The 15,246-nt window shown below is 63.1% G+C and carries 13 protein-coding genes and 1 tRNA gene; 3 read left to right on the top strand and 11 right to left on the bottom strand.

The window, feature by feature from the left end; all coding sequences use genetic code 11:
• Positions 1–10: 10 nt before the first annotated feature.
• Positions 11–475 (bottom strand): FHA domain-containing protein, encoded by a 465-nt coding sequence (locus tag KUF55_RS06130; protein ID WP_132364681.1) that lies wholly within the window; start codon positions 473–475, stop codon positions 11–13.
• 169 nt (positions 476–644) lie between these two features.
• On the opposite strand from KUF55_RS06130, the gene KUF55_RS06125 reads away from it, so the two are divergent.
• Positions 645–1,331 (top strand): hypothetical protein, encoded by a 687-nt coding sequence (locus KUF55_RS06125; protein WP_218818310.1) that lies wholly within the window; start codon positions 645–647, stop codon positions 1,329–1,331.
• Between the two features lie 492 nt (positions 1,332–1,823).
• Here KUF55_RS06125 and KUF55_RS06120 read toward each other — a convergent pair.
• The 9 genes from KUF55_RS06120 to KUF55_RS06080 all read right to left on the bottom strand — a co-directional run bounded on the left by KUF55_RS06120 (position 1,824) and on the right by KUF55_RS06080 (position 10,576).
• A tRNA-Pro gene (locus KUF55_RS06120) sits at positions 1,824–1,897 on the bottom strand.
• An 84-nt stretch (positions 1,898–1,981) separates the two neighbouring features.
• The gene (gene der, locus KUF55_RS06115; RefSeq protein WP_218818309.1) at positions 1,982–3,517 is read right to left on the bottom strand and encodes a ribosome biogenesis GTPase Der; all 1,536 of its coding nucleotides are present in this window, start codon (positions 3,515–3,517) and stop codon (positions 1,982–1,984) included.
• A gap of 143 nt (positions 3,518–3,660) precedes the next feature.
• Positions 3,661–4,323 (bottom strand): (d)CMP kinase, encoded by a 663-nt coding sequence (gene cmk, locus KUF55_RS06110; protein ID WP_218818308.1) that lies wholly within the window; start codon positions 4,321–4,323, stop codon positions 3,661–3,663.
• Positions 4,323–5,426 (bottom strand): prephenate dehydrogenase, encoded by a 1,104-nt coding sequence (locus KUF55_RS06105; RefSeq protein ID WP_218818307.1) that lies wholly within the window; start codon positions 5,424–5,426, stop codon positions 4,323–4,325. Before KUF55_RS06105 ends, cmk begins: the two co-directional genes overlap by 1 nt.
• Positions 5,427–5,430: 4 nt before the next feature.
• Entirely contained in the window at positions 5,431–6,531 is a 1,101-nt protein-coding gene (locus KUF55_RS06100) for a pseudouridine synthase (protein ID WP_218818306.1), read from the bottom strand.
• A 9-nt stretch (positions 6,532–6,540) separates the two neighbouring features.
• On the bottom strand, positions 6,541–7,191 hold the full coding sequence (gene scpB, locus KUF55_RS06095; protein WP_132364669.1) for an SMC-Scp complex subunit ScpB: 651 nt from the start codon (positions 7,189–7,191) through the stop codon (positions 6,541–6,543).
• Positions 7,188–8,102 (bottom strand): ScpA family protein, encoded by a 915-nt coding sequence (locus KUF55_RS06090; RefSeq protein WP_218818305.1) that lies wholly within the window; start codon positions 8,100–8,102, stop codon positions 7,188–7,190. Before KUF55_RS06090 ends, scpB begins: the two co-directional genes overlap by 4 nt.
• Positions 8,102–8,998: a ParA family protein gene (locus KUF55_RS06085; RefSeq protein ID WP_255557355.1), complete on the bottom strand. Its 897-nt coding sequence runs from the start codon at positions 8,996–8,998 to the stop codon at positions 8,102–8,104. Before KUF55_RS06085 ends, KUF55_RS06090 begins: the two co-directional genes overlap by 1 nt.
• Before the next feature lie 261 nt (positions 8,999–9,259).
• Positions 9,260–10,576, bottom strand: a complete 1,317-nt coding sequence (locus tag KUF55_RS06080; RefSeq protein WP_132364665.1) for a cation:dicarboxylate symporter family transporter — start codon at positions 10,574–10,576, stop codon at positions 9,260–9,262.
• A gap of 224 nt (positions 10,577–10,800) precedes the next feature.
• On the opposite strand from KUF55_RS06080, the gene KUF55_RS06075 reads away from it, so the two are divergent.
• Together KUF55_RS06075 and KUF55_RS06070 are read left to right on the top strand one after the other, a co-directional pair.
• Positions 10,801–12,489 (top strand): sensor histidine kinase, encoded by a 1,689-nt coding sequence (locus KUF55_RS06075; RefSeq protein ID WP_218818304.1) that lies wholly within the window; start codon positions 10,801–10,803, stop codon positions 12,487–12,489.
• 70 nt (positions 12,490–12,559) lie between these two features.
• Positions 12,560–13,267: a response regulator gene (locus KUF55_RS06070; protein ID WP_132364661.1), complete on the top strand. Its 708-nt coding sequence runs from the start codon at positions 12,560–12,562 to the stop codon at positions 13,265–13,267.
• A 26-nt stretch (positions 13,268–13,293) separates the two neighbouring features.
• On the opposite strand, the gene KUF55_RS06065 is transcribed toward KUF55_RS06070, so the two are convergent.
• Positions 13,294–15,195 (bottom strand): AMP-binding protein, encoded by a 1,902-nt coding sequence (locus KUF55_RS06065; RefSeq protein ID WP_218818303.1) that lies wholly within the window; start codon positions 15,193–15,195, stop codon positions 13,294–13,296.
• Positions 15,196–15,246: the final 51 nt, after the last annotated feature.

Genomic DNA, 15,246 nt, shown 5'->3' with positions numbered 1-15,246 from the left:
CTGGGTCTGCTTAGTCGCGGGCGGTGGCCGGGTTGTTGGGCAGCGAGATGTAGAAGGTGAGCCGGAACTTTCCGATGCGCACCTCCGCGCCATTGGTCAAACGCACCGAATCCACTCGATCGTTATTAACGTAGGTCCCGTTCAATGAACCGCTATCGACGACGCTGAAGCCCTCGGCGTTGCGAAGGAACTGCGCATGCTTACGGGAGACGGTGACGTCGTCGAGGAAGACTGCTGCGTCTGGGTGTCGTCCGGCTTGGGTCACATCCTGATCCAGCAGGAAGCGTGCACCTTGGTTAGGTCCAGAGTGAGCGATCAACAAGGCCGAACCGTGAGGCAACGCAGAAACGGCGGAGCGCTCCTCGGCGCTCAAGCCATAAAAGACCACAGTCTCCGCCGTCACCGGCGGCAATGCAATGCCTGTGGTCTCGGTTGATGCTTCGTGCCCCTGCTTGGGCACCTGAGCTTCAGCCATTTCCGGTCCTCCAAAAATTCTTTTCATACTTCACGTTTGGCAATGTTCAACCCCAATGAGTGTTGAGCATCCTACTCTCCAGATTAGCCTACTAGTCGCCGAGGAGTTTTCTTGAATATCGAGGTACTCAATCTCCACAGTTGCGCCCTCGGCATGGGAAGATGCACACATGTCTGCATCACAGAACTCCGTCCCGTCCTCATCGGCCGACACTCAACGTGAGGATTCCTCACCCCGTTGGGGCCTGCGCATTGGCTTGGGTGTTGCCGCCATCATCATTCTGGCCATTGTCTATCTCGTGGTGCTTCTTTTCCTCCCCGTGTGGTGGGCCACCCGAGTCAGCAACCAAACACAGGGATCCGTCACCAGCGGAATCATCCTGGGCCTTACCTACGGTTTCGTCTTCACCTTCGTTCCGCTGCTGATCGCTTGGCAAGCACGCTACAAAAAGGTGTCCTGGCCGTGGAAGGCCGTCATCGTGGTGTTGGCCATCATTGTGGCCATCCCCAACCTGCTGACCCTGAGTATCTATGCCAACTCTTCCGGAGCCGCGGCCAAGGCTAGGTCCATGATCGATATCAGTGCGACCTGGTTCCCGTCCTGGACGATGGGTGGTGCCGCTGCTGCCCTGATTCTGTTCGTGGGTATCGCCGCCTTCTGGCACCTCTGGCGCGCGCGGGGCAAGAAGATGAAAAGCCTGAAAACGGAAATGAAGTCTCAGGCCGCTGCCAGAGCGGCAGAAAGCGACAAGCAGGCGCAGGTGGCCCGCGAGGCCCAACGAAGCGCTCTGCTGGACGCAGAACAGCGCCCCGAGCCCACCGTGCTAAATCCCGAGAACCCAGGATCCTCCCGCTAGTTCACCGTTGGCGGTTCGTTCGCCGCAGCAGCAGACCTGACCGATCGGCTCAACTCAGTAGATAGCAGCCGGGGATGAGATGACATCCGATTCCCACGCTAGATTCCACTGGCCGTCGCCCCGCCCGTTATCTCTTCGAGATTGGGGCCGGGCGGCGGCCTTATTTTTTACGATGACTCCCCCGGCGGCAGCTCTTTTGCTCGCAAGGTTGCGCGTGGCCCGCAGGATCAGTGCAAGGAGGAAGCCCAACACACCGTGCTAGGGATCAAGCTGCCAGAGTTCGCAGCCTTGAAAAGGGCGGATCATGCGCAGCGGGAGGCTTTGCTGCCGCGAGCACGCGCGGCAAGAAACCCGTGGGCAATTCACTGGCTATGAGTCCCGGCAGACTTTAAGAAAACCGCGGAAGTACGCGGAAGTGGGGAACGCGGCCAGACAAAGGAAAAACCCCGGTGATTCAACGCTACTTCGTTGAATCACCGGGGTTTTAACCGGTCGGGCTAGCGGGATTCGAACCCACGGCCTCCTGACCCCCAGTCAGGCGCGCTACCAAGCTGCGCCATAGCCCGGTTGCTTTCGCAGCCGTTCTCCCTCATTTGCATGAAGGTGCCGTCTGCGAAAAGCTCCTAGATAACCCTACTATACTTTTTGGGTTACTTTGAACGCTGACGCTTTTCGCGCACGCGCATCGCTACTTCGATGGGGGTTCCTTCGAAGCCGAAGGTCTCGCGCAGGCGGCGAGTAATGAAGCGGCGGTACCCGGGATCCAAGAAACCCGTGGTGAAGAGCACAAAGCGAGGTGGTCGCGAGGACACCTGGGTACCAAAGAGGATACGGGGCTGCTTGCCACCGCGCAACGGGTGCGGGTGCGCGCCCACAAGCTCACCCAGGAAGGTATTGAGCTTGCCGGTGGAGATGCGCTTGTCCCAGGACTCTAGGGCCGTGTGCAGGGCAGGTACGAGCTTGTCCTTGTGCCAACCGGTCAGCGCCGAGATGTTCACGCGTGGTGCCCACTCCACGTGCGCCAGATCGGTTTCGATCTCACGCTCCAGGTAGCGACGACGGTCATCGTCCATCAGGTCCCACTTGTTGAAGGCGAGAACCAAGGCGCGGCCCGAATCGATGGTCATCTGCAAGATGCGAACATCCTGCTCCGAGAGCACCTCATCAACGGCCAGCAGCACAACGGCAACCTCGGCCTTTTCCAGGGCGGCCTGGGTACGCAGCGAAGCGTAGTAGTCGGAGCCCTGAGCCATGTGCTGACGGCGGCGGATGCCGGCGGTGTCCACAAAGCGCCAGACCTCATCGCCCAAGACCACGAGCTCATCAACCGGGTCGCGGGTGGTGCCGGCGAGGGTATCAACAACCACGCGCTCGGAACCGGCCATCTTGTTCAGCAGCGATGACTTGCCCACGTTCGGGCGGCCGATCAGTGCGATGCGGCGCGGGCCACCACGCGGGATGATGCCACCGAAGGCGGAGTGGGTAGGCAGCTTGGAGACAACTTCGTCCAAGAGGTCCGCCGCGCCGCGGCCGTGCAGGGCCGACACCGGCCATGGCTGACCGAAGCCCAGGCCCCAGAGGAATGCCGAATCGGCTTCCTGGTTCTGGTCATCAACCTTGTTGGCGACCAACAAGACCGGCTTCTTCTTCCGGCGCAGCATCTTCACGACTGCCTCGTCGGTGGCGGTAGCGCCAACTCGCGAGTCAACCACGAAGAGGATGACATCGGCCAAGTCGGCGGCGATCTCAGCCTGTTCGGCGACGCGGGCGTGGATGCCCTTGGCATCGTGCTCCCAGCCACCGGTGTCAACCACGGTGAAGTTCCGTCCGGCCCATTCGGCCTGGTAGGACACGCGGTCACGGGTGACACCCGGGACGTCTTCAACCACTGCCTCGCGGCGGCCCAAGATGCGGTTGACCAGCGTGGACTTACCCACGTTGGGTCGACCGATGATGGCCAGTACCGGCGGGATGATCTCGTCGGCATCGTCGTCGTAGTCCTCGCCCAGACGCGCCAGCAGTTCGGCGTCCTCCGGGTCAAGGTCGTAGTCGTCGAGGCCGGCGAGCAGCGCTGTGGCGCGTGCGTCGGCATCCTCGTCGCTGATTTCGGCCAGGCGTTCGGCGATGTGGTCCTCGTTGAACGGGACGTACTCTTCGCCGCCGTCCGGAAGCAGGCTCTCACTCATGGTGTGGTTCCTTTGCGTTGCGTGCCTCCACCAATCGCGGAAGCCGGTATCAATTCAAGCATGTACCCGGTCTCGGTGCGCAGCTTTCGCTGTGCACCGAGACCGGGGGTGATGATCCGCACGCTGCGGACCGGGGTGTGAAGTTATTTATCCTGCGCCGAAATGGCCGAAAGTACTGCCGTGACGGTTTGTTCAAAATCCAGATCCGAGGAGTCCACCGTAGCAACACCATCGGCGGCCACCGTGAAGTTCACGACGGTTGAATCCTTGGCATCGCGGGCCAAGACCTGAGCCTCGAGCGCTTCGGCCGACTGGGTGCCACCGAGCTGAAGTCCGCGGCGGCGCAACCGTGCCTCCTCCGAGGCAGTGAGCAAAATCCGGGCGTTGGCATCGGGAGCTACCACCGTGGTGATGTCCCGACCCTCGGCCACGATGCGTTCGTGGGCGTTGATGATGGCCCGCTGCCGGGACACCAATTCTGCCCGTGCCGCGAGGTTGGTGGCCACCGCGGAGACGGCCTCGGAGACGAAGGGCTCTCTGATCGCCTGGGTGACGTCGGTGCCGTGGATGGTGACGAGCTCAAGGTCCGGGTCGGTGGAGATGAACAGATCTGCGGCCTTCACGGCCGCTTCAACGGCGGCGGCATCACTGAGGTCGGTGCCGGCATCCAGCGCATGCCAGGTGACGGCGCGGTACATGGCACCGGTATCAAGGTAGGCAGCACCCAGGCGGCGTGCTGCCTCCTTGGAGACCGATGATTTGCCGCTGCCCGAGGGGCCGTCAATGGCGACCGTGAGTTTCTGCATTACTGCGCAACCTTCCATCCAAGTGCACTGAGCACTGTGATCAATTCTTCCCGACGTCCGGGGATGACGGAGATATCAACCAGTCCGACCTGGTGACCGGCGGAGTGTTCCATCCGCAGATCCTCGACGTTGATGCCGGCCTCGCCAATGTCCGCCAGCAGCCGGGCTACCTGCCCGGGTTTGTCCTTGACCACGATGGTGACCAGGGCAAAGGCCTGCGGCGGGGCGCCGTGTTTGCCCGGGATCCGGCCCTGACCGGCGTTGCCCTCCCCCATCAATTGGGCGAGGTCCAGCAGGGCACCTGGCGCACTCGGTGCGCTGAGCGTGTGCACCAGTCGATCCAGATCCTCACGCATTCCGCGCAGGATCGGGAGCAACGCGTCGGCGTTGTGGCTCAAGATCTGAATCCACAACTTCGGATCACTCGCCGCGATCCGGGTGGTGTCGCGCAATCCGTTACCGGCCAACGCGAGGGAATGACCCGGTGCGTTTAGCAACCGTGAGGCGATGAGCGACGAGGCCACCTGCGGGAAGTGCGAAATCAGCGCGACCGCCTCATCGTGGTCCCCCGCGCTCATTCGTGAGACGGTGGCACCCAAGTCGATGGCCAGCGCCTCGGCGGTTTTCACCGCGTCTCCCCGAGAATCCTCGTGCGCGCAAATCACCCACGGCATCGAGGTGAAGAGCTCACCACGGGCCGCGGCCGGACCGGATTTTTCGCGCCCGGACATCGGGTGCGTGCCAACATAACGGCTCAGGTGTTCGGCGGTGATCCGCGGATCATTACGCACACCGTTGAGGATCGAGCCCTTAACGGAAGCGATATCCACCACGGTGGACATCGGGTAATCCAGCAACGCCTGCACCACGACCTGGGCCGTGACGTCGGGCGGTGCACCCACCACCACCAGTTCCGGGGCAAGCGGTGCCCCCGGAACATGGATGGTGCCGGCGCCGATGTCCTGGGCAACCACCTGCGCGCTGGGCGAGGGGTCAACAAGGCGAACGGATAGTCCGCGTTGACTCAGCCCCAGTCCGACGCTGGTGCCCAGCAACCCGGTACCGATGACCAGGATGGGCCCGGCCAGGTGGGTGGTGGGCATGTGGTTACATCCCCACCATTGCCAGCAGGTGTCCGACTTCCTGGTTACCCAGGGGGCGGATGGTGCCCTGCTTCTGATCTCCCAGGCGGATCGGTCCAACCTGGACGCGCACCAGGCGGGTCACCGGGTGTCCGACCTCTTCGAAGAGGCGACGCACGATGCGGTTACGGCCCGAGTGCAGGACGACCTCCACGAGCACGTGGCCCGGGGTGGAGTCGACCAGCTTGAAGGAGTCAACCGACTGCCAGCCGTCTTCGAGCTTGATGCCCTTTTTCATCGTGGCACCGATGCCGTTGGCCATCGGGCCACGGACCTGCACCAGGTAGGTCTTGGGGACCTCGAAGGAGGGGTGTGCCAGACGGTTGGCTGCTTCGCCATCGTTGGTCAGCAACAGCAGGCCCTCGGTGGCGAAGTCAAGACGTCCAACGTGGAAGAGGCGCTCCTGGCCCTTCTTGCGCATGAAGTCGGAGATGCACTTGCGGCCCTCCGGATCCTCCATGGTGGAGACGACGTTGCGCGGCTTGTTGAAGACGAAGTACTTCAAGTCGGCGTTCAGCTGCAGACGCATGCCGTCCACGTGCACGCTGTCGTGCTCCGGGTCGATGCGGACGCCGGGCTCGGTGATGAGCACGCCGTTGACCTCAACGCGGCCGTTGGCGATCATTTCTTCGCAGACACGGCGGGAAGCCACACCGGCGTTGGCCATGACCTTCTGCAGGCGCACACCCTCAAGATCCGAATGTGCCGCAGCCGCCTGGGCACGCTGGGTCGGGCGGGTGCGCTCGGAGGTCACCGGGCCAAGGTTCTGGCCGAAGCGCTCCTTGCCGAAGGCCTTGGGTCCGCCGTACTTCTTGGCCGGGGCGCCGGACTTCTTGCCCTGCTTGGGTCCGCCATGGGCCTTTGACCATGAACCTGCCGAGGACTCGGTGCCGCGCTCCGCACCCGTTCGTGGGTTGGAGCTGCGATCGGAGCTCGAGCGTGGGCTGGAGCTGCGTGGATTGTCGTTGGAACGTCCAGCACCGGTTGCTCCGCGGCCGCGGCCGTTGCCGGAGCCGGAGCCTTGTGGGCGCTGGTTGCCGCGGCTTGGGCGGGATCCCTGGTTCATGATCTGTCCTTATGTTGTTTCGTGGTTCGCCGATTTCCAGGGCGAATCAACGTCGTAGTCGTCAATGTCACCCACTCCGGGAAGATGCGGGGAGAGCCTGGGCAGCTCGGAAATACTGCCCAATCCCAATCTTTCCAGAAAGTATGAGGTCGTCTGATACAACGTGGCACCACTTTCACCGTCGTCGGGTGCTTCGTGGATCAGCCCGCGCGTGAGTAAGGTGCGCACCACCGAATCGACGTTGACCCCGCGAATCGCCGCGATCCTTCCGCGGGAGACCGGTTGCCGGTAAGCGATCACTGCCAAAGTTTCCAGCGCAGCCTGGGTAAGTCTTGCCGTTTGACCGTCGATGACGAAACGTGAAACGAAGGGAGCAAAATCACGTCGCGAGAAGATGCGCCAGCCGCCGGCCAATTCACGCAGCTCAAAACCGCGTGGTGTATCCCCACCATCATACTGTGCCCGCAGCCTTAGCAGGGCCGCTGTGACGCGTTCCTCACCCACCTCCAGTACCTCGGCCAGCGCCGGGGCACCAATCGGCTCATCGATCACCATCAGCACCGCCTCGATGCCGGCATCCAGTCCCCCGGGCAGCAAATCAACGGCTGCGGGACCCTGTGCGGGGTTCGGGGACGGTGCTGCATTGACGCCTTGGCTCATGATGCTTCTTCCTGTGCGCCGGCACTCGGCGTGGCGGATGTCTCGGTTGATTCGTGGGGTGCGGGGCCATATTCCTCGTGCAGGGCGTCAGGATCCCACCCCTGCTCGGGATTCAGCCAGCGCACATTCAGCGCATCCAGCGGCGCATCCTGGGAGAAGGCGATGACCTTTTCGCGGTACATTTCCAGCAGCGCGAGGAAGCGGGCCACGACTTCCAAGTGGTTGGCGGCGTTGGCCACCAGCGCGGTGAAGTCGAGTGTGCCGTGTTCCTTCAGCAATGCGGTGATAATGGCTGCTTGTTCGCGGACCGAGACGTTGCCACCGTGCAGGTGCTCGATGCCCACCTCGGTGGGCGCGGGCGTCTTAGGTGTCAGGGCCCCGAGGGCCAGCCGGGCCAGCTGGTCGGGAGTGGTGGAAAAGATGAGTTCGGGCAGCAGCGCGGCGAAGTGCGCCTCCAGGCCCACCTGGCGCGGGAAGCTGGTTGATTCCTCAAAGAGTGTCCCGGAGATCCATCCGGCCGCGTGCTTAAAGGCCTTGTACTGCAGGAGCCTGGCGAAGAGTAGGTCGCGGGCCTCGAGCAGCGCCATATCTTCTTCGGTCTCCGCCTCGTGGTGCGGCAGCAGCCGGGCGGCCTTGAGTTCCAGCAGCGTGGAGGCGATGACCAGAAACTCGGTGGTTTCATCCAGCGACTTTGTGCCATCGCTTTGTTGGAGCACCTTGAGGTAGACGATGAATTCGTCGGTCACCTCGGCCATGGCGATCTGCGTGATGTCCATTTCACGCTTGGCAATGAGCGAGAGCAACAGGTCAAAGGGGCCGGAAAAGTTTTGCAGCGAAACCCGAAAGCCACCTGCCGCATCGTCGGGGACGGTGCTGCAGGTGGCGGTGTTCTCGGCGGCGGGTGCCGTCATTACGGGGCGCCACCGCGGGAGATCAGTTCCCGCGCGAGCTGGCGATAGGCCTCGGCTCCGGGGTGATTGGCGGCATAGGTGGTGATCGGCTCGGCGGCGACGTTGGCATCGGCGAACTTGATGGTGCGGCGGATGACGGTCTCAAAGACGGTGTCCCCGAAGGCTTCCACCAGGCGTCCGACCACTTCGCGGCCGTGCAACGTGCGCGGGTCATACATGGTGGCCAGCACGCCATCGATGGACAGGGCCGGGTTCAACCGGTCCTGCACCTTCTCGATGGTCTCCACCAGCAGGGCCACCGCGCGCAGCGCAAAGAACTCTGCGGTCAGCGGGATGATGACGCCGTGGGCGGCGGTCAGCGCGTTGACGGTGAGCAGGCCCAGGGAGGGCTGGCAGTCGATCAGGACGATGTCGTAATCATCGGTGACCGAACGCAGGGCACGTTCCAGAACCTGTTCGCGGGCTACCTCGTTGACCAGCTGCACCTCGGCGGCGGAGAGGTCAATGTTGGCCGGCAACAGGTCAACGTTTTCCACCTCGGTGGTGATGATCGCGTCAAGGATGTCGGTTTTGCGGTCCATCAACACGTTGTAGACGGTGACGTCTAGTTCGTGGGGGTTGGTGCCAAAACCTGCCGAGAGCGCACCCTGCGGATCAAAATCGACCAGCAGGACCTTGCGGCCGTATTCGGCCAGGGCCGCTGCCAGATTGATGGTGGAGGTCGTTTTGCCGACCCCACCCTTTTGGTTGACCATGGCGATGACGCGAGCCGGACCGTGGGACTCCAACGGTGCAGGCTCGGGAAAAATTGTCATCGGGCGTCCGGTGGGGCCCAAAGGGGTGGGTTCCTTGAGCAGACCCGCACTTCGCGACTTGCTGCCCTGTTCCTCGCTCACGGTATGAACCACGCTTCCGTTCGTTGTGCGATCTGGTTGACTACTTGATTCAAGGGTATAGGTTTTGGAGCGCGCTTTGTCCCATCGCTCCCGGCTGACGGCGAGCCTTTACCTTGAAGTTGAAGTCCAACGTTTAAGCTATTGGGCCTGCCCCGAGGGGCTCCGGGAGCGGTGCGGGAACAGTGTCTCTCGCCGGTGCGGTTAAACATCACTGGCCGTTGTCCTCATTTTCGCGAGGACAACGGCCAGAAAACGCTGTGACTAGTGTTCGTTGGCGGTCAGCGACAGTTCGTCGAACGGGCGGTTGCCGGCGAGTACCTCGCGGGCCTGCTCCATATCGATTTCCTTGGTCCACTTACCAATCAACAAGGTGGCCACGGCGTTGCCGGTGAAGTTGGTCAGTGCGCGAGCCTCGGACATGAACTTGTCGATGCCCACGATCACGCCCATGCCATCGAGGAGCTCCGGGCGGTGCGACTGCAGGCCAGCGGCCAGGGTGGCCAGACCGGCGCCGGTGACGCCCGCTGCGCCCTTGGAAGCGATGATCATGAAGACCAGCAGGGAGATCTGCTCGCCGATGTTCATCGGCATGCCCATGGCGGTGGAGACGAACAAGGCGCTCATGGTCAGGTAGATGGCGGTGCCATCGAGGTTGAAGGAGTAACCGGTGGGAACGGTGATGCCCACCACCGGCTTGGAGACTCCGGCGTGCTCCATCTTCGCAATCAAGCGCGGCAGTGCCGATTCGGAGGAGGAAGTGGAGAAGATCAGCAGGTATTCGCGGGCCAGGTACTTCATCAGGGCGAAGATGTTCAGGCCGGTGACGGAGCGCAGCAGCGAGCCGAGGATCACGATGATGAACAGGGCGCAGGTCGCGTAGAAGGCACCCATGAGGATGGCCATGGAGCCGATGGCTGCCCAACCGGTGGCACCAACCACGGCGGCGATGGCACCGAAGGCACCGATCGGGGCGATCCACATGATCATCATCATCAGGCGGAAGACCACTGCCTGGATGTGCTTGATGGCGCCGAGTACCGGTTGGCCGCTCTTGCCCATGGACTGCAGCGCAAAACCAACAAAGAGGGCCAGAACCAGGGTCGGGAGCACCGGGATGTCGCCCGGGATCAGCTCCAGCAGGAACTTGACGGTGGCGTTTTCGGCCCCGCCCGCTGCGCCTTCGTACTTCTCCAGTTTCAGGCCGGCTCCCGGGTGGATCAGGTTTCCGACAAACAGGCCGATGGCCAGGGCGAAGGTGGACATGGTGATGAAGTAGAGCAGCGCCAGTCCGCCGACCTTGCCCACCGTGGCGGCCTTGGCAATCGATCCGATGCCCAACACGATGGTGCAGAAGATGACCGGTGCGATGATCATCTTAATCAGCGCGACGAATCCGGTGCCCAGCGGCTTCAGCGCCTTGCCGAGCTCCGGGGCCACCAGACCAATGGTGGCGCCAGCGACCACGGCAACAATCACCATGATGTAGAGCCAGTGGGTCCGGTCTTTTTTGACCGGAGTTTCCGCGCTACCGTTCGGGTCCGTATCTAGGACTCCTGCCGACTCTGGCGTCGTTGCCATGGTGTCTCCTTCATGCGAGTGATGCTGCGGGTCGGCACGAGGTTGTGCCTTTTCTCTTCCTCCATGGTGCGGCCCAGCGTGATCCAGATCTCTCTTGTGTTCATAATGGTCATGGTGACGCTTGCGCCGTGCCACCGTTAAGGGGCGTGTCGGGCCCCAACAGCTACGATTTCGGGTCATGCGGCGCAGTTAACCCGCGAGAGAATCAGGATGAGCACCGCTCCATGCCACCCTTTGTCACACCCGCCGTCACGGCGCGCTCCGAGCGTGGTGGCTACTCATTGGCCACCCGTATCTTTGTCGCGCAGCTGGCCTTGGTGGCGCTGGTGGTCTCCATGGTCAGCGCGGCAGGCTATCTCAACGCTCGGGCCCAGGCCCACGAATTCGCCGCCAAGCGTGTGCTCTCGGTCGCCGAAACCCTCTCGCACGATCCTTTTGTGATCCAAGCGGTGCAGCGGCAGGACCCCTCGGCGACGCTACAACCCTTTGCCAGACAAATCTTGGATCACGCCTCGGTGGATTTTGTGACCATCATGGACACCGACCGCACGCGGTATACCCATCCCACCCCCGGTGAGATCGGACGCGAATACGTCGGTAGCGTCGATCAAGCCCTGACCGGGATTCCTCAGGTGGAGGACTATCCCGGCACCCTGGGCCCCTCGGTGCGTGCCATCACCCCCATCCGCGATGAGCACGGCACGGTCATCGCGATGGTGGCCGTCGGCGTCACGCTCCAGTCCCTGAGCCTCACCCAGGCCGCGCTCATCCCGGCAACGCTGCTGGTGGGCCTGCTGGCGGTGGGACTCGGTGGCATCTTTACCTATGCGCTGAGCCGCTATCTACACCGCGCCACCCTGGGTTACGGCCCGGAGGAGTTGCGCCGGCTCTATGCCTACTACTTTTCCGCCCTGCATTCGCTGCGCGAGGGCCTGGTCCTCGTTGATGCCAAGGGTCGACTGGTGCTGTACAACGACCAGGCCGCCGGACTGCTGGGCCTGCCCCCTGCCGGTTCGTTGCGCCCGCTGCCGGTGGACAAGGTGGGGCTGCCGGAAACCGTCGCCGAACTCTTCTCCTCCGGCCGGCGCGCAACGGATGAAATCCATCTGACCCGGGACCGGGTGCTGGTCATCTCCCAGCAGAACGCCGAACAACCCGATTCCGACCCCGGCGCGCGGGTGCGCTGGACGCTGCGCCGCAAGCAGGTGGAATCCACTCTGGGCACCGTAGCCACGCTGCGCGATCACACCGAGGTTCAGGCGCTGACCGGGCAATTGGAATCAATGCGCACGCTCACCGAGGCCTTACGCGCCGCGACCCACGAGCATGCCAACCGGCTGCACACCGTGGCGACACTCATCGAGCTGGGCCGTGAACGTGAGGCGTTGGAGTTTGCCGTGACCGACCGGCAGGAATCCCAGCGACTCACCGATGAGTTTGTGCAGGCGGTTGATGAGCCGTACCTGACCTCGTTGTTGGTGGGCAAGGCGGCCCAGGCCCACGAGCGCGGCATTACCCTGACCATGAGTGCCTCCGGGCATCTGCCGGCCGGGGCCCTTGATGCTCGGGATTTGGTGACGATCACCGGGAATCTGCTGGATAACGCGTTTGATGCCGCCGCCGGCTCCGAGCAACGCCGCGTCTGGGCCGATTTTGCCGCCGATGAGGAATCGGTGGTGGTCTCGGTCGCCGATTCCGGTCCCGGAGTGGATCCAGATTTGCTCGATGAATTCTTCCGTCTTGGTGTTTCCTCCAAGCCGATGACCCCGGGCAGCGGTTCGCGTGGGCTGGGACTGGCGCTGGTGCGCCAGGCCGTCGCCCGGCTAGGTGGTTCGCTGGAAGTGGATAATGATGCCGGGGCCATATTCACCGTGACGCTACCGCTGAGACCCGGGCCCTCGTTGCGTCCCTGAACCGCACCGCAGTACCCGTCCCCCGCCATACACCAAGCCACACACCAACCCCCCGAGGAAACCCCGGACCATGGATCAGCACAGAGACCTACGCGTTCTCGTCGTTGACGACGAAACCACCACCGCGGCCGCGCACGCAAAGTTTGTCACCCGCATCGACGGCTTCATGGTGCAGGGCATCGCCCACAACGGCCAGGAGGCTTTTGCCGCGCTTGATGCCGCGCAGGAGGCCGGCACCCCCATCGATCTGGTGCTGCTGGATATGAACCTGCCTGATTTGCACGGGCTGGACGTCGCGCGGCGTGTGCGAGGGCGCGGCAATACCGTGGACATCATCGCTATCACCGCGATCAGGGATCTGAATGTGGTGCGTACCGCCATCTCCGCCGGCGTCACCCAATACCTGATCAAGCCCTTCGGCTTCGCGGCGTTTTCCGAGAAGCTGGAAAACTACCGCAACTTTCGGCTCAACCTGCGCACCGCTGGCAGCTCGGCCTCGCAGGAGTCGATCGATAATGCGTTTGCCGCCCTGCGCTCGGTGGGCCCCGCACCGCTACCCAAGGGGCTGATCACCGAGACACTGGGTTCCATCATCGAAACCCTGCGCACGGCGAGCGCGCCGCTCTCCGCCACTGAGGTCTCCGAGCTCTTGGATCTCTCCCGGGTGACTGCTCGGCGCTACCTCGAACATCTGGCCGAGACCAAGGCGGTGACCAAGGCCCCGCGTCATGGGACGCGAGGCCGTCCGGAATACGAATACTCCTGGCCGCGGAGCTAAGGGCACGTCAATGACTCTGCGCTTATTTAGCCCGTGGGGCGCAAGAACGGCAGCAGTTCCTCAATCACGTTGGGGTCCTCGATGGTGGAGGGCACCGTGTAGGGTTTGCCGTCGGCAATCTGGCGCATGGTCTTGCGCAGAATTTTCCCCGATCGGGTCTTGGGTAGCGCGGCCACGATGCGCACCTCGCGGAAGTCGGCGACCGGGCCGATGTGTGCCCGCACCATGGAAACGAGCTCCTTGGCCAGCACCTCCTCGGAGATCTGCACCCCGCTCTTGAGCACCACGTAGCCGCTGGGCCGCTGGCCCTTGAGTTCATCGGCAACCCCAATGACGGCGCATTCGGCCACGGCCTGATGAGAGCCTAGGACCTGCTCCATGGCACCGGTGGAGAGTCGGTGCCCGGAGACGTTGATGACATCGTCGGTCCGACCCATCACAAAGAGGTAGCCGTCCTCATCAAGGTAGCCCGAGTCCCCCGTGGCGTAATGGCCGGGGAAATGCTGCAGGTAGGTCTCGATGAAGCGCTGGTCGTTGCCCCAGAGCGTGGCGAGTGTGCCCGGGGGCAGTGGCAGCTTGATGGCGATGTTGCCTTCTTCCCCCGCGGAAACCTCCTCACCCAACCCATCAAGGATCCGCACGTCGTAGCCGGGGACCGGAACGGAGGGTGATCCGGCCTTCAGGATCATGTTCTCGATGCCCACGGGACTGGAGGCGATCGGCCAGCCGGTCTCGGTCTGCCACCAGTTATCCACCACCGGCACACCCAGCTTGGCTCCGGCCCAGTGGTAGGTGTCCGGGTCCAGTCGCTCCCCCGCCACGAAGAAGTTCTTCAGGCTGGAGATGTCATAGCCCTCTAAGAGTTCTGCTTCCGGGTCGGCCTTGCGGATGGCGCGTAGCGCGGTGGGTGCGGTGAAGAAGGTGTCCACCTGATGATCCTGAATCAGTCGCCAGAAGGCTCCGGCGTCGGGGGTTCCCACGGGTTTGCCTTCGTAGAGCACCGTGGTGGCCCCGGCAATCAGTGGCCCGTAGACGATGTAGGAGTGTCCAACCACCCAGCCGACGTCCGAGGCCGTGAGCATGGTGGAGCCGGGGCCCACGCCGTAGATGTTGGTCATGGAGTAATCCATGGCCACGGCGTAGCCTCCGGAGTCGCGCACCACACCCTTCGGTGCCCCGGTGGTGCCGGAGGTGTAGAGGATGTAGAGCGGGTGGGTGGCGGGGACGGGGACGGCGGCCACGGGTGTGGCCACGGCCGCCAACTCATCCCAGTCTTGCCAGGTGGTCTCGGGGCTTCCGTATTCGGAGAGCTCGTGGGCGAAACCGTCGCGGTGGGTAACGATGACGGTGGGCACCTTGTGGCTGGCCAGAATGATCGCTTCGTCCACGGCGGGAAGGTATTCGATGCGTCGGGAGGGCTCGATGCCGCCGGTTGCGGTGAGGATGGCGATTGGAGCTGCGTCATCGATGCGTGAGGCCAATTCCTTGGGGGCGAAGCCGCCGAAGACCACGGTGTGCACCGCTCCGATGCGGGCGCAGGCCAGCATCGCAATATGTGCCTGCGGGATCATCGGCAGGTAAATCAGCACCCTGTCTCCCACCCCGATTCCCGCATCACGCAGGACACCGGCGAACAGCTCGACCTTGGCCAGCAGCTGGTTGTAGCTGTATCGCTCCTGGATATTCAGGACAGCGGAATCATAAATCAGTGCGGTGCTCTCGCCGCGGCCGGCCGCGACGTGGCGGTCAAGGGCATTGTGGCAAACATTAAGGGTGCCATCCGGGAACCAGGCGTAGATCGGGGCCCGACTCTCATCAAGAGCGGTGCTGGGCTTGATCGCCCATTCAATATCCTCGGCAGCCTTGAGCCAGAAGGCTGCGGGGTCGCTGGTGGCTTCGGCAAATCTTTGCGCGTAGGTCGGTGCCATGCGAACCGTCCATCCATTCATGTCTCGGGGTGTTCTGGTGCCTAAGAGCCT

Source organism: Paeniglutamicibacter sp. Y32M11, assembly GCF_019285735.1.
Taxonomy (GTDB): Bacteria; Actinomycetota; Actinomycetes; order Actinomycetales; family Micrococcaceae; genus Paeniglutamicibacter.
The sequence above is the reverse complement of the archived record's forward strand: the minus strand, read 5'-3'. Positions and strand labels throughout refer to the sequence as shown.